The sequence below is a fragment of the Gordonia prachuapensis genome (assembly GCF_036350515.1).
Classification (GTDB): Bacteria; Actinomycetota; Actinomycetes; order Mycobacteriales; family Mycobacteriaceae; genus Gordonia; species Gordonia prachuapensis.
In genome coordinates, this window is the sequence record NZ_JAZDUE010000008.1 from 190900 (window position 1) to 204883 (window position 13984).

A 13984-nucleotide genomic window follows, 5' to 3' on the forward strand; every position below is an offset into this window, starting at 1 on the left:
ACGGAGCCGATTTTCGTCATTCGCCCGTAGGCAGGTGGTCGGCGGCCGCCCGGAACAACCACGACGTGACCAGTGCGCCCGGATCGACCACCCCGCGGGCATTCTCGCCGACATAGCTGGCCCGTCCCTTGGAGGCCGTTGTGTCGCGGGTGGATTCGGCGCCGTCCTCGGCGGCCTCGGCCACCTCACCGAGCGACTTGTCCTCCGAAAGGGCCGCGGCGGTCGGTGCCAGGGCGTCGACCATTGTGTTGTCACCGACTTCGGCCCCACCGAGATCCTGGATCTCCGCGAGCGCGGACGCGGTCCCATCACGAAGAGCTGCGCGCATATCGTCGGAATCGGCGAACGCGGAGGCGAGTTGGCGAAACAGCACACCGAACACCGCGCCGGACGTGCCGCCGGCACGAACGAGGAACGAGGTGCTGATGGCGGTCAGCACGTCCGCGTCCGACCCGCGCAGCGGCAGCTCGTAGTGGCCGAGCGCGGCGGCCATGTTGGCGCCGAAGTCGCCGTCGCCGGCCTGGCGGTCGAGGGCGGTGAGGTCGTCGATCGACTCCCGCACGCGGCCCACGAATTCCGAGAGCCAGACCGATTCGGCACCCTCTGTCGCGCTGTCATGTGGTTCGGCGAAAGCGATGTCGGACACCGACACCGGACCGCGACCGACCCTTGACGGCCACGCGGGCGCATCGGTCGGTGCGTCGAACAACCGCAGGATCTCGTCATCGACCCGGACGAGGGTGAGCGAGAACCCGGTCATGTCCAGGGCCGTGACGAATGCGCCGACCATTGACCGCTCGATGGTGACATCGCGCCGGTTCAGGTCGGTGGCCACCTCACCGAACACCAGCGACAGCTCGAGCGGGTGCGCGGCGCCGAGTCCGTTGACGAGGCAGATCACCCGATCGCCGCCGGTGAGCCCGAGCGAGTCCACGATGCGATCAAGCATGCGCGTGACGAGCTCACGCGTCCCGACCTGATCGGTCCGATCTTCACCCGCCTCGCCGTGGATGCCGACACCGAACTCCATCTGACCCGGTTCGAGGTCGAACGTCGGGTCATCGGCGCCCGGAATCGTGCAGGCCCGGTAGGCGACAGCGAAGCTCCGTGCGTTCGCCACCGTCCGGCGCCCCAGATCGGCCACCGCCGCGAGGTCAGAACCGTCGGCAACTGCTGCGCCGCAGATCTTTTCCACGATGATGGTCGCCCCGGTGCCGCGCCGACCGGGGCCCGATTCCGACTCGGTCGCGACGTCGTCGTCGACGAGGACGTGGTCGGTGGTCACCTCCTCCCGGAGCAGATGCCGCGCGATCCGGAAGTTCATCACGTCGCCGGTGTAGTTCTTCACCACGTGCAGCACACCCTTGCCGCGGTCGGCCCAGCGCGTCGCCCCGGCCACCTGCAGCGCGTTGGGGGAGGTGAACACCAACCCCGGGCATGCGGCGTCGAGCATGCCGGCGCCGATCAACCCGGCGTGCATCGGCTCGTGACCCGACCCGCCGCCGGAGACCAGCGTCACCCGGGATGTGTCATCGGCATCGCGGCGGTGCAGGAATCCGGGGTCGGGTTGCCAGCCGATCGACGGGTTGGCCGCGACGAAGCCGCGCAGGGAATCGGTGAGGAAGGTGTCGGGGGTGTTGAGAACGTAGTCGCGAGGGGTCACCCCTCCCACCCTAGGCAGCCCGTCCCGGTTCCAGGTGTGCGCGCAGACGACGCATGCCGTCGCGGATCCGGGACTTCACGGTCGGTAGGCCGATGCCGAGTCGTTCGGCGACCTCGCGGTAGGTCAGGCCGTGAAAGTAGGCCAGTTCCACCGATTCTCGCTGCAGGGTGGTCAACGATCCGAGGCCGTCGCGGATGTCGCGTCGACATTCCAGTGATTCGACGGCGTCGATGACCTCGTCGGTGTCGCGACGGAGCGAGGCGATGCCGAATGCGTTGGCGCGGCGACTCGATGCGGACTCCGACCGGACGCGATCGACGGCGCGACGATGCGCCATGGTCAACAGCCAGGCGAGTGCGGATCCCGCGTCCGGATCGTAGGTTCGTGCGGAACGCCAGACCTGTAGGTAGACCTCCTGGGTGGTCTCCTCGCTGTAGCCATCGTCGCGCAGTACCCGGTGCACCATTCCGTAGACCCGCTGGCACGTGCCGTCGTAAAAGTCCGCGAATGCCGCCTGGTCCCCGTCGCCGATACGGCCGAGTAGGTGCGCGAGATCGACGTGTGTGCCGGCACCCGGTCCGTGCATCGATGGCGCGACGGTCGCCGCGACGTGCCGATCGTCGAGAAGAGTCATCGAGCCACCCGTTCGGTCATTCATTTCCGTGCCGATGTCGATGACGCTATCCGCGCCGACTGCGCACGGTCCCTGCTGAGTGCCCACTGCGACCCGATCGAAACCTGCGATAACGGAAAGGTAACGGAGGTTCTGCGCATCAGCTGTCCAGACGTCGGTCGAGGTTGATGGCCGCACTGATCAGCGACAAATGAGTGAAGGCCTGCGGCAGGTTGCCGAGCTGCTCGCCGGTCAACCCGATCTGCTCGGCGTAGAGGCCCAGATGATTGGCGTGGGTGAACATCTTCTCCATCGCCAGCCGGGCGTCGGCGAGACGGCCCGAGCGTGTCAACGCCTCGACGTACCAAAACGAGCACAGCGAGAAAGTGCCCTCGCCGCCGTCGAGGCCGTCGTGGCCGTCGGCGGTGTCGTAGCGGAACACCAGGGAATCGCTGACCAACTCGTCCTCGATGGAGCGCAACGTGCTCAGGAACCGGTGGTCGGTGGGGGCGAGGAGTTTGACCGCCGGGATGAGCAGGAGCGCGGCGTCGAGTCGATCGGAGTCCAGGGTCTGCACGAATGCGCCGAGCTTCTCGTTCCAGCCGCGCTCCATGATCTGGGTGAAGATCTCGTCACGGGTGGCCATCCAGGTGGCGACGTCGCCGGGCAGCCCGCGCTGTCGGCTCATCCGGATCATCCGCTCCAGCGCCACCCAGCACATCAGCCGTGAGTACACGTGATGGCGGGGTTCGGTGCGGACCTCCCAGATGCTCTGATCGGGTTGATCCCAGTGGTCGACGAGCCACGCCGCGACCTCGCACAACTGGGCCCACGAGTCATACGAGATGCCGGGCCCGTACTTGTTGTACAGATAGACCGAGTCGATGAGCTCGCCGTAGATGTCGAGCTGACGCTGCTGGGCGGCGGCATTGCCGATCACCACCGGGGACGACCCCTCGTATCCCTCCCAGTCGAGGCGCGTCTCGTTCGGCGGTGGATCACCGTCGAGGGTGTACATCAGGCGCAGCGGGCCGGTCTGTTCGTCACCGCCGTCGGCGAAGCGGCACGTCAGCCACTGCATGAAGGACGCCGCCTCGTCGGTGAACCCGAGTCGAAGCAGGGCGTACAGCGTGAACGCGGTGTCCCGGATCCACACGTATCGGTAGTCCCAGTTACGTTCGCCACCAATGCTTTCCGGGAGGCCTGCGGTCACCGCGGACACCACTGCGCCGGTGGGCTCGTGGGTCAGCAACTTCAGCGTGAGCGCCGACCGGTGCACCATCTCGCGCCAGCGGCCGGTGTAGGTGCTCTGCGAGATCCAGCGCTGCCAGAAGGCGACGGTCTCGGCGACCACCGCCGGTTCGCGGTCGTGCGCGAAGCAGTCGTCGGCAATCGGTTCGGGGGCTGCCACGGTGGTCATCGATTCGCCGGTGCGCACGGTGAACGTCGTCTCGATGTCGCTGTCGTCGAGAACCGTCCAGTCTCCCTGGCCGAGAACGTGCAGGGCGAATCCGTCTGCCGTGAAACCGACGCGGCCGCCGTCGGCCGACACGGTGTGCGGCACGCGTCCGTAGTCGAACCGGGGCGCGACCCGCATGCGAAACGTCACCTCACCGCGTACGCAGACGACCCGGCGCACGATCCGCGTGCGGTGATGGTCGTCGTGGGGTCGTGCGATCGGCATCAGATCCTGGACTTCGGCCACGCCGTCGTCGCTCATGAAGCGGGTCACCAGGACGTTCGAGTCGGGGAGGTAGAACTGCCGGGTCGTGACGTCGCCGTCGAGTTGTTCGATCGTCCACGCACCGCCGCGCTCCGCGTCGAGCAGGGAGCCGAAGACGCTGGGCGAATCGAAGCGTGGGCAACAGAACCAGTCGATCCGGCCGTCGACCCCGATCACGGCGGCCGTGCGTAGGTCGCCGATGACGCCGTGGTCGGCGATCGGTAGATACCCGTGCGTTGGGGAAGACGTGGTGGTGGCGCCGTCGCATCGGGTGGACATATCCGCACAGTAGGGAGGCTCGCGCGCCCGCGACCCGCGGCGACCACATACGGTCACAGAGTCGTGACCCGATGCCACGATTCGGTATCGATCGGTTTCGCCGGAAACGGCGCCTTGACCCTGACACCGTGTGAGACAGGAGTGTGATCGTGTCATGTTCACCATCGGAGATTTCGCCACGATGGGTCGGGTGTCGGTGCGGATGTTGCGGCACTACGACTCGATCGGGCTCCTGCAACCGGCACGGGTCGACGATCACACCGGCTATCGCTACTACGAGGCCGACCAACTCCGTCGACTGAACCGGCTGGTCGCGTTGAAGGATCTGGGATTCACCCTGTCCGAGGTCACCCGGATCATCGACGCCGACGTCGACACCGCCGAGTTGCGGGGCATGCTGACCCTGCGGCAATCGCAGGTGGCCGCCCAGATCGAGGCCGATTCCAATCGGCTCCGACGCATCGAGGCGAGACTCCGGATGATCGAAAGGGAAGGCACCATGAGCACCAGTTCCGTCACCGTGAAGTCGGTCGATGCCCTGCGAATCCTGTCGGTCGGCGATGTCGCCGAGAGCACCGATTCCGCGGACGTCGCACCCGTCATCCAGCAGCTGTTCGGGCGACTGTTCGCCGCATTGGGACCAGCCGGGGCGGAGCCCGCCGGCCCCATCATCGCGACCTACGCGCCGACTGCCGACGGAAAGCTGTCGGTGAAGGCGGCGTGCACCGTCGCCGACGGCGTGGTGGTCGACGGCCTCGACACATCGATCCTCCCGGTGCAGGAGCAGGTCGCCTCCTATGTGCACCATGGCGTGATGGCCGACATCGGCGAGGCCTATCAGACCCTCGCGACCTGGATCGACGACAACGGGTACGTCACCGACGGCACCGCCCGGGAGGTCTACCTGGTCAGCCATCCCGAGCCGGAGGAGAAGTGGCAGACCGAGTTGCAGATGCCGGTGGCCGCGTCGGTGTGACGGGACCCCGTCAGTGCGGGAACCGTGGAAGGTTGTCCTCCACCCACGCGCGAAGGGCCTCCAGGGGCACCGAGGCATCGGCGCCGAGTTCGGTGAGTTCGTACTCGACGTGCAGCGGCACCGCCGGGTAGACGGTGCGGGTGAGGATGCCGTTGTCCTCGAGGCGCCGCAACGTCGCGGTCAGGACCTTGGGGCTGATTCCCTCGAGTCTCGTGCGCAGTTCCCCGAAGCGCATGGGCCCGGCCTGTAGCGCGCCGATGATCAGGGCGCTCCATTTGTCGGCAAGCAGATCGAGCATCCCTCGGCACGGGCACGTCGCCGAGTACGCGTCGCCGCGGTGGGGCGTAACCGTCATCAAAGCCTCCTGAGCTGTATCAGTACCCACAGGGTACCAATGTCCCTTGCGGGTAACCAGGATCTTCCGGATACCGTCGGGCCATGCCGACAACAGCATCTGCCATCGCCGCCCTCGCGCCCGGGCCGATCGACGCCGACACGTCGTTCGTACCGGTCGACATCACCGTCGACGACCCGGGACCGCACGACCTTCTCGTCGAGGTCCGCGCGGTCTCGGTCAATCCAGTCGACGTGAAGGTCCGGGCCTCATTTGCCGTAGACGATGGACCCAAGGTGCTCGGGTACGACGCGTCCGGGGTCGTCACCGCGGTCGGCTCCGAGGTGACCCGATTCGCCGTCGGCGACGAGGTGTACTACGCCGGCGTCATCAACCGCCCCGGGAGCAATGGCGCACTGCAACTCGTCGACGAACACATCGTCGGGCACAAGCCGGCGTCACTGACGTTCGGCGAGGCCGCCGCGCTACCGCTGACCACGCTGACCGCGTGGGAGGTGCTGTTCGAGAAGCTGCGGATCGAGAAGTCCTCCGCCGGTTCGATCCTGGTGGTCGCCGGTGCGGGAGGCGTCGGTTCCATGGTCATTCAACTGGCGCGCACGCTGACGGACCTCACGATCGTCGCGACCGCATCGCGCGAGAACTCGGCCGAATGGGCGCGCGATCTCGGCGCTCATCACGTCATCGACCCGCGGCGGCTGCGCAAGGAAGCATCCGTGCTGGTGCCGGAGGGAATCGACTACGTGTTTTCTCCGCACTCACGCGGGAATGTCGAGACCTACGCCGAGATCATGGGAGTGCACGGCCAGGTGGTCGCCATCGACGAGCCCGAGGGGCTGGACACGTTCCCGCTCAAGAGCAAGAGCCAGAGCTGGCATTGGGAGCTGATGTTCAGCAAGGCGCTCTACCTCCCGTCCGACGACAGCCAGCACCGCATCCTCGAGGAGGTCGCCCGCCTCGTCGATGAAGGAACTCTTCGAACCACCATCAATCACGTGTTCGCCGGCTTCACGGTCGAGAATCTGCGTGAAGCCCATCGCATCTCGGAGAGCGGCGGGGCCATCGGGAAGGCGGTCGTGGTTCGGTAGCCGGGTCTTGTCGGCGCCCGGCGGTACGGTACTGCGTACTGCAGATCGAGGTACTGCTGATCGAGCCGAGGAGCGCGCATGTCGTGGGTGATCACCGGGGAAGACGGCTTGACGAGGTGCGCCTGGGCGGCGGTCGAGCCGGAGACCACCTACCACGACGACGAGTGGGGATTCCCCCTCGAGGGCGACGACGCGTTCTTTGAACGAGTCGCCCTCGAGGGCTTCCAGTCCGGGCTGAGCTGGCGCACCATCCTCACCAAGCGGGAGAACTTCCGCGCCGCATTCGCCGGCTTCTCCATACAGAAGGTCGCCCGGTTCACCGACGCCGATGTGGCCCGACTGCTCGCGGATGCCGGGATCGTGCGGCATCGCGGGAAGATCGAGGCGACCATCAACAACGCTCGTCGCGCCGAGGAACTGATCGAGAGTGAGGGATCGTTGCCCGGCTTCTTCTGGCGGTATGAGTCCGATGCCGAGGCGGAACCGCAGTCGCAGACCACGTCCGCCGAGTCGATCGCCTTGTCGAAGGAACTCAAGAAGCGGGGCTGGAAGTTCGTGGGACCCACCACCATGTTCGCGCTGTTGCAGGCCAGTGGCATCGTCAACGACCACGCCCTCGAGTGTGTGACGCGGGAGCGGGTCGCGGTGGCGCGGGCAGCGGCGCGGCCGACGGTTTCGCGTCCGTGACGCGGGTCATCTCCGGTCGCGCTGGTCGGCTCGGGTCACGCGAGTTGTCGACCACCCGCGCGAACCCTGCCGGCCCGCGCCACGGAAGTTGACCCGCGCTAGGCCGTCCGGCGCAGCTTGACCTCAAGTGGACTTGAAGCCCTACCGTCGCGAATATGCCTACGCAGATGACCGAACGCAAACTGTCCGATCCCGATGTGCTCGAGTACCTGGCAACGCAGAAGCTCGGCCGACTCGCGACCGTCGACCGACACGGGGCGCCGCAGAACAATGCGGTCGGGTTCTGGGTCAACGAGGAGCTGGGCACCATCGACATCGGCGGAATGAGCCTGTCGACGAGTCGCAAGTTCCGCAACCTCACGCACAACGACCGGGTCGCGTTCGTCGTAGACGACTTGGCGTCGGTGAAGCCGTGGCGGCCACGAATGGTCGAGATCCGCGGACGCGGCGAGCAGATCACGGACGCGCCGTCACCTCGACCGGGTATGGACTCCTCGTTGATCCGGGTCCACCCGGAACGTGTGATCGCCTTCGGAATCACGGACTGACCTGCGTAGACCGTGTAACACAAACGTCACTCCGCCTGGATTGTTGACAATCCGACAATGTGTCATCATTCCTGCATGAAACCGGTGGAGGTCACAGGCGTCCCCCAGCAGCAGGTGGGGATCGGCATGGTGTGTCCGTTCGACATGGCGCTCGACCGCGAGCTGTGGCGATGGATGCCGGACTCGGCGTCCATCTACTTCACGCGCACCGGATTCATCGACGCCCCTGTCGACGTCGACCTGTGCCGCGACCTCAACAACCATGCCGACATCACCGCCGCGGTCCGCAGCATCACCGCGGTCGGCCCGCGGGTCGTCGGATATGCCTGCGCCTCCGGAAGTTTCGTGTACGGGATGACCGGTGCCAGGGAGTTGTCGCACTGTATGGTCGCGGCCGGCGCCGCGGCGGCGGTGACCACGTCCGAGGCGTTGGTGCGCGCTCTCGACGTGATGAACCTGAGCCGCATCGCGGTGGCCACCCCGTACACGTCCGCGCTGACCGGGCTGCTGTGCGACTTCATCGGCGAGGCCGGCCGCACGGTGGTGTCCCAGGCGGGGTTGGGGCGCGACCATGAGATCTGGACCATTCCGTACGCGGTCACCTGCGACTTGATCCGGGCCGCCGACCATCCGGATGCGGACGCGATCTTCGTGTCCTGCACCAACTTGTGGACCTACGAGATCCTCGGCCTCATGGAGGCGGAGCTCGGCAAGCCGGTGCTGTCGGCCAATCAGGTCACGGCCTGGGCGACGCTGTCGGATGCCGGTCTGGTGGCCGAATCCCTGTCCGGTGACGACGGGCAGTCGCTGTTCGCCCGAGTAGCCTGAGGCCCATGTCCGATGGCGCACCTTTTGGCGAAGCGACCGATGCCACCTATGTCCAGCTGACCACCTTTCGCAAGGACGGCACGCCCAAACCGTCACCCATCTGGGCGGCGATGGACGGGGACCGGATGGTGGTGTGGACGGAAACCGATTCGTGGAAGGTGAAACGGCTGCGTCGGGACAGCCGTGTCCTCGTCCAGGCCTGCGACGCGCGCGGGAAGAAGACGCGCGGAGAAGTCGTCGAGGGCACCGGCGAGGTACTCGACGCCGCGGGAACCGAGAGGGTTCGTGAGCTGATCCGTCGGAAATACGGTCTGCTCGGAAAGGCCATCGTCACGGCGTCGACCTGGCGCCGGGGTAAGGACGGCACGATCGGCATCTCGATTCAGCGCACTTCTCCCAGCTGACCTTTCCGCGAGTGCACCGCGCCCGCGCGAGAGTGGCCGGCGTGATCAGATCAGCTGGTCGTAGCATCGCGCCCAGATCGCCCCGTGCTGAGCCGGAGTGATGCGCCCGTGGCGCAGGTCGGCGTCGTTGCGTCGCAGAGCGTCGACGAGGTCGAGCAGGTGATTGCGCGGCACCGACGTGAGCGTCCGCGGCGAGGTCGAGCGACACCCACCGGTGGTGTCGGATGCGGTGGGTGTGCCGATCGTCGACGGAGGCGACTTCGTGGTCGACCTGTCCGCGAAGTCGGTGACCCGTCGCGGCGAGCAACTGCATCTCACGACCAACGAATGGGGATCCTGGAAGTGCTCGTGCGTCACGAGGGCAAACTGTTGTCGCAGAGGGACATCCTGTAGACCGTGTGGGGACCGACGTATGTCAATCAGACCAGTTGCCTGCGAGTGTATCTGGCCGGCCTGCGCCGCAAACTCGAAGACGATCCGGCTCATCCAGGCCACCTGCTGACCGAGACCGGGATGGTGTACCGGTTCGTTTGGTGAGCGAGTCGCGCAAAATAGTTGGCTCACAGGGCATTTGTCGATCCCAGTCGATACCGGTTGTGTCCTGCTGTGCTGAGCGCGATGTGCACGAGCGGGCGCGTTCGTCTACTATCGGTGGTCGGTGTGCCGGGAAGCCTGGTCGGCCACGAGGTTGTTGACTGTTCGACGCCTCGTGTAGAAATTGACCCGCGAAAGGCCCAACACCGATGTGGATAGCTCAATGCTCGAGAAGCAGTCGAATTGATGTGAGGACTTCGACCGATGGCTCGCCATGAAGGGCGGCGCATCACCAACGGCAGATGAGTTCTCGAGCCGTTCATGGTCAGCCGTCTCCAGACTCTCCGACACTCTTCAGCGGGACACCGTCGGCGGATTCCTGTTGCTGGGTGCCGCCGTATTCGCCCTACTCTGGGCAAACTCGCCCTGGGGTGATGAGTATGCGGCCCTCGGCGAGGTGGAGGTCGGCGCCGACCTCTTCGGCTTGCACCTGGACCTGAGCCTTTCCGCGTGGGCTGCAGACGGACTGCTCGCGATATTCTTCTTCGTCGTCGGTCTGGAACTCAAGCAGGAGTTCGTTGCCGGGGATCTCCGCGACCCTTCGCGGGCCGCGCTTCCGATCGCCGGTGCTCTCGGTGGGATGATTGTTCCCGCAGCGATTTTCGTGGCAGTCACCCTGCCGGCGGGGGATGGCGCCGTCGAAGGGTGGGCCATCCCGGCTGCGACGGACATCGCGTTCGCTCTTGCTGTCCTTGCGGTGGTGGCCACACATCTGCCAGTCGCACTCAGGACGTTCCTGCTGACCTTGGCTGTGGTCGATGATCTGCTGGCCATCACGGTGATCGCTGTCTTCTACAGCGAATCAATCGATTTCACTTTCCTCGCGTTGGCACTGGTGCCGCTCGCACTCTTTGCCATCTGCGTGCAGCGACGTGTGTCGAAATGGTGGGTCCTCATCCCACTGGCCACGCTCACCTGGATCTTCATGCACGAATCGGGTGTTCACGCGACCGTCGCAGGCGTACTACTCGGGTTCGCAGTCCCGGTTCTGGCTCGGGACGGTGTGAATGACGACGAACACGGTGGACTCGCTCACCACTTCGAACGTCGAGTGCGCCCGATCTCGGCCGGTGTGGCGGTGCCTGTCTTCGCATTCTTCGCGGCGGGAGTGACCGTCGGTGGGGTGAGCGCACTTCGTGACACCGTCACCGATCCGGTTGCGCTCGGTGTGATCGCCGGACTGGTCGTGGGCAAGGTGGTCGGGATACTCGGAACCACCCGTATCGTCTCGGCGCTCACGCGAGCCTCGCTCGACAGCAGTGTGAAGTGGATCGACATTTTCGGTGTCGCACTGTTGGCAGGGATCGGATTCACGGTGTCGTTGCTGATCGGTGAACTCGCCTATGCCGATGACGGGGACCGCGCCGAGGTGGTGAAGGTAGGGGTCCTGATCGGTTCGCTCATCTCGGCCTCATTGGCGGCCATCGTCCTCCGATTACGTAACCGGCACTATCGCGATCTGCGGCGGGCAGCCGGCGACGACGGCGCCCATCGCACCTCGTCCGCCGAGGGCCGGAACAACGCGCCAAGCCCCTCAGCGGCTACATCGACGTAAGCCAGCCGGGCAGCCTGCCACGCCGTGACCTGGTTGGCGGTGAGTACCGGCTTGTCGATCTCGCGTTCGAGGTCGGCGACCCACCCGATCGTGTGCAGGGCGGTGTCGGGCACCAGGACCGCCTGCGCGTTCGCCGAGTCCGCCGATCGGACCATCTCGAACAGGTTGTCGCCGTCGACGGTGCCGGCCTCGGTGGCGGTGTGGATGTCGTGGGCGGCCGACGCGACGACGGTGACCCCGGCCCCGGCGAGGAACGTGGTGAAGCCGTCGGCGACGGGCGTCGGGTAGGTGGCCGCGACCGCCACCGACGTGACGCCGAGTTCGCGGCACGCCGCGGCGAAGGCGAGCGACGTGGATGACACCGGCAGACCGACGACGTCGGCGAGGCGCGAAACCTGCTCATGCGCGCCGTCCCAGCCGTACAGGAAGCTGCCGGATGTACACGCCCACATCAACGCATCGGGTTCGTACCGCGCTGCGCGACGCGCACCGTCTCGCAATGGCGTGTCCGTTCCGACGGCACGCATGGCCGCCACGGTGTGGTCATCGGACTCGATGTCGGTGATGATCACTGGCAGGCGGATCACGCCCCCCAGGGCGGTTTCCACGAGCGGGTAGTCGTCTTCCGCCGCGTGTCCCGGATAGAGCAATGCGACCGTCGGCGTCCTGGTTGTCACTCACAGACCTCCCGAGTAGATTGTCAACAATCTACCAACATCTCGCCGATTTGCAGAAGGAACCGATGGACACATCCGCACGCTGGTCGACCGCCGCCCAATTGGCGGAGGGATACCGGTCCGGGGCGCTCTCCCCGGTTTCGGTGACCGAGGAACTCATCTCCGCCATCGAGGCCGATAACCCCGCAGTCAACGCCTATTGTCTCGTCGACGCGGATGCGGCGATGCGGGATGCCCGGGCCTCGTCGGAGCGGCACGCTGCGGGCGTGGCCCTGGGACCCCTCGACGGGGTGCCGGTCAGCATCAAGGACCTCTTCCTCACCAAGGGCTGGCCCACGCTGCGCGGCTCCGAGTTGATCCACGCCGACGACGACGAGTGGGCGGTCGACGCCCCCGCAGTTGCCCGGCTGCGTGACGCCGGGGCGGTACTGCTGGGGAAGGTGACCACGCCGGAGTTCGGTTGGAAGGGCGTCACCGACAGCCCCCGGTGCGGCGTCACCCGCAACCCGTGGGACACCGAACGGACGCCCGGTGGTTCCAGCGGCGGCAGTGCGGCAGCGGTGGCCGCCGGACTCGGTCCGCTGTCGGTCGGGACAGACGGGGGTGGGTCGATCCGCATCCCCGCATCCTTCTGCGGCATAGTCGGTTTGAAGCCGACGTTCGGTCGCGTGCCGTTGTATCCGGCCAGTCCGTTCGGCACCCTCGCGCACGCGGGGCCGATGACCCGGACCGTCGCCGACTGCGCCACGATGCTCGACGTGCTCAGCGGCTTCGATCCCCGCGACTGGTGGGCCATGCCGACCCCGACGACCAGCTCCGCCGAACTCCTCAGCCGCGCACCACATCACCTCGACGGCGTACGCATCGCGTACAGTCCCGACCTCGGATACGGATCAAATGATCCGGTGGTACAACAGAACACCGAAGCGGCACTGGAGATCATGCGCGGCCTCGGGGCCTCGGTCACCGAGATCGAACTCGGCTGGGAAGACCCGGCATGGGCCTACCACATTCTGTGGTTCAGCGGAGCCGACGTCGTCGTCAGAGCGCAGGGCCCGGGCGCGACGGAGAAGATCGATCACGGATTGGCGGCGGCATTGACCCGCCATGCGGACTTCTCGGCCACCGACTATCTCGATGCCACCGCGCTGCGGATGGCGCTCGGGGTCGAGATGGGCCAGCTGCACCTCGACTTCGACGTGTTGATCACGCCCAGCACGCCACGTGTCGCATTCGAGGCAGGTGTCGACGTCCCCGCCGGATCTGCCTCGCCGGACTGGACGTCGTGGACGCCGTACTCGTATCCGTTCAATCTGACCGGGCAACCGGCGATCACGATCCCGAGCGGGTTCGATCGCAGCGGCCCCACCGCGCTGCCCACTGGCCTGCAGATCGTCGGAGCGCGCCATGCCGACGACACGGTGCTGCGCGTCGCGGCCGCCTACGAACGGGTCGCACCGTTCACGACACGGGAGGGGATTCAGTGAGTGACCGCTTCATCACGGTCAGTTTGGAACAGCGCGGCGTGACAGCGGTCGCGAAGTTGCTCGACGACGAGGCCCCGCGCACCGCGGCCGCGGTCTGGGATGCCCTACCGCAGGGCGGACAGGTCTACCACGGCAAGTTCGCCCGCAACGAGATCTACACTCTGCTGCCCGCATTCGCCCCGACGGAACCGGGCCTGGAGAACAGCACCGTCACACCCATTCCCGGTGACCTGTGCTACTTCACCTTCGACGGCGTGCTCGACAATCCGGCATACGGGTACGAACCGGGTGGAGCGCCCGGCAGTCAACGACTACTGATCGACCTCGCCGTGTTTTACGGGCGCAACAACCTGCTTGTCAACGGCGACGTCGGATGGGTACCGGGCAACGTGTTCGCGACCATCACCGAAGGTCTCGACGCATTCGCCGCCGCGTGCAACGACGTCTGGATGGGTGGTGCACGCGGAGAGACCCTCACCTACCGGCGTGCGTGAGAACCGACAGAGGAGC

At 66.3% G+C, this 13984-nt stretch carries 15 protein-coding genes and 1 pseudogene; 10 read left to right on the forward strand and 6 right to left on the reverse strand.

Annotated features, from left to right (window positions below):
• Nucleotides 1–16: 16 nt before the first annotated feature.
• From V1Y59_RS11715 to V1Y59_RS11725, 3 genes are all read right to left on the reverse strand, one after another.
• A complete protein-coding gene (locus V1Y59_RS11715) occupies nucleotides 17–1663 on the reverse strand; it encodes a dihydroxyacetone kinase family protein (RefSeq protein ID WP_330505135.1) in 1647 nt (548 codons plus the stop codon).
• A gap of 10 nt (nucleotides 1664–1673) precedes the next feature.
• The gene (sigK, locus tag V1Y59_RS11720; protein WP_330505174.1) at nucleotides 1674–2249 is read right to left on the reverse strand and encodes an ECF RNA polymerase sigma factor SigK; all 576 of its coding nucleotides are present in this window, start codon (nucleotides 2247–2249) and stop codon (nucleotides 1674–1676) included.
• Between the two features lie 187 nt (nucleotides 2250–2436).
• On the reverse strand, nucleotides 2437–4278 hold the full coding sequence (locus V1Y59_RS11725) for a glycoside hydrolase family 15 protein (protein WP_330505136.1): 1842 nt from the start codon (nucleotides 4276–4278) through the stop codon (nucleotides 2437–2439).
• Between the two features lie 154 nt (nucleotides 4279–4432).
• Here V1Y59_RS11725 and V1Y59_RS11730 point away from each other — a divergent pair, with 154 nt between their 5' ends.
• Entirely contained in the window at nucleotides 4433–5254 is an 822-nt protein-coding gene (locus V1Y59_RS11730; RefSeq protein WP_330505137.1) for a MerR family transcriptional regulator, read from the forward strand.
• A gap of 10 nt (nucleotides 5255–5264) precedes the next feature.
• On the opposite strand, the gene V1Y59_RS11735 is transcribed toward V1Y59_RS11730, so the two are convergent.
• Nucleotides 5265–5609 (reverse strand): winged helix-turn-helix transcriptional regulator, encoded by a 345-nt coding sequence (locus V1Y59_RS11735; protein WP_330505138.1) that lies wholly within the window; start codon nucleotides 5607–5609, stop codon nucleotides 5265–5267.
• An 83-nt stretch (nucleotides 5610–5692) separates the two neighbouring features.
• On the opposite strand from V1Y59_RS11735, the gene V1Y59_RS11740 reads away from it, so the two are divergent.
• The 5 genes from V1Y59_RS11740 (at nucleotide 5693) to V1Y59_RS11760 (ending at nucleotide 9161) form a co-directional block, all read left to right on the forward strand.
• Nucleotides 5693–6694, forward strand: coding sequence for a zinc-binding alcohol dehydrogenase family protein (locus V1Y59_RS11740; protein WP_330505139.1), 1002 nt, complete (start codon nucleotides 5693–5695; stop codon nucleotides 6692–6694).
• A gap of 78 nt (nucleotides 6695–6772) precedes the next feature.
• The gene (locus V1Y59_RS11745) at nucleotides 6773–7381 is read left to right on the forward strand and encodes a DNA-3-methyladenine glycosylase I (RefSeq protein WP_330505140.1); all 609 of its coding nucleotides are present in this window, start codon (nucleotides 6773–6775) and stop codon (nucleotides 7379–7381) included.
• A 155-nt stretch (nucleotides 7382–7536) separates the two neighbouring features.
• The gene (locus V1Y59_RS11750; RefSeq protein ID WP_330505141.1) at nucleotides 7537–7929 is read left to right on the forward strand and encodes a PPOX class F420-dependent oxidoreductase; all 393 of its coding nucleotides are present in this window, start codon (nucleotides 7537–7539) and stop codon (nucleotides 7927–7929) included.
• 75 nt (nucleotides 7930–8004) lie between these two features.
• A complete protein-coding gene (locus V1Y59_RS11755) occupies nucleotides 8005–8757 on the forward strand; it encodes a maleate cis-trans isomerase family protein (RefSeq protein ID WP_330505142.1) in 753 nt (250 codons plus the stop codon).
• A gap of 5 nt (nucleotides 8758–8762) precedes the next feature.
• Nucleotides 8763–9161: a PPOX class F420-dependent oxidoreductase gene (locus V1Y59_RS11760; protein WP_330505143.1), complete on the forward strand. Its 399-nt coding sequence runs from the start codon at nucleotides 8763–8765 to the stop codon at nucleotides 9159–9161.
• A 45-nt stretch (nucleotides 9162–9206) separates the two neighbouring features.
• Here V1Y59_RS11760 and V1Y59_RS11765 read toward each other — a convergent pair whose 3' ends face one another.
• A complete protein-coding gene (locus tag V1Y59_RS11765; protein ID WP_330505144.1) occupies nucleotides 9207–9479 on the reverse strand; it encodes a DUF6611 family protein in 273 nt (90 codons plus the stop codon).
• Here V1Y59_RS11765 and V1Y59_RS11770 point away from each other — a divergent pair.
• Nucleotides 9400–9698, forward strand: a pseudogene (locus V1Y59_RS11770) (winged helix-turn-helix domain-containing protein); the annotation flags it as partial. The gene V1Y59_RS11765 and the pseudogene V1Y59_RS11770 overlap by 80 nt on opposite strands.
• Before the next feature lie 271 nt (nucleotides 9699–9969).
• Nucleotides 9970–11310 (forward strand): Na+/H+ antiporter NhaA, encoded by a 1341-nt coding sequence (gene nhaA, locus V1Y59_RS11775; protein ID WP_330505145.1) that lies wholly within the window; start codon nucleotides 9970–9972, stop codon nucleotides 11308–11310.
• Here the strand turns inward: nhaA and V1Y59_RS11780 are convergent.
• Entirely contained in the window at nucleotides 11205–11987 is a 783-nt protein-coding gene (locus tag V1Y59_RS11780) for a maleate cis-trans isomerase family protein (RefSeq protein ID WP_330505146.1), read from the reverse strand. The genes nhaA and V1Y59_RS11780 overlap by 106 nt on opposite strands.
• A gap of 65 nt (nucleotides 11988–12052) precedes the next feature.
• On the opposite strand from V1Y59_RS11780, the gene V1Y59_RS11785 reads away from it, so the two are divergent.
• On the forward strand, nucleotides 12053–13474 hold the full coding sequence (locus V1Y59_RS11785; RefSeq protein ID WP_330505147.1) for an amidase: 1422 nt from the start codon (nucleotides 12053–12055) through the stop codon (nucleotides 13472–13474).
• Entirely contained in the window at nucleotides 13471–13968 is a 498-nt protein-coding gene (locus V1Y59_RS11790; RefSeq protein ID WP_330436354.1) for a DUF3830 family protein, read from the forward strand. Before V1Y59_RS11785 ends, V1Y59_RS11790 begins: the two co-directional genes overlap by 4 nt.
• The last annotated feature ends 16 nt before the right edge of the window (nucleotides 13969–13984 follow it).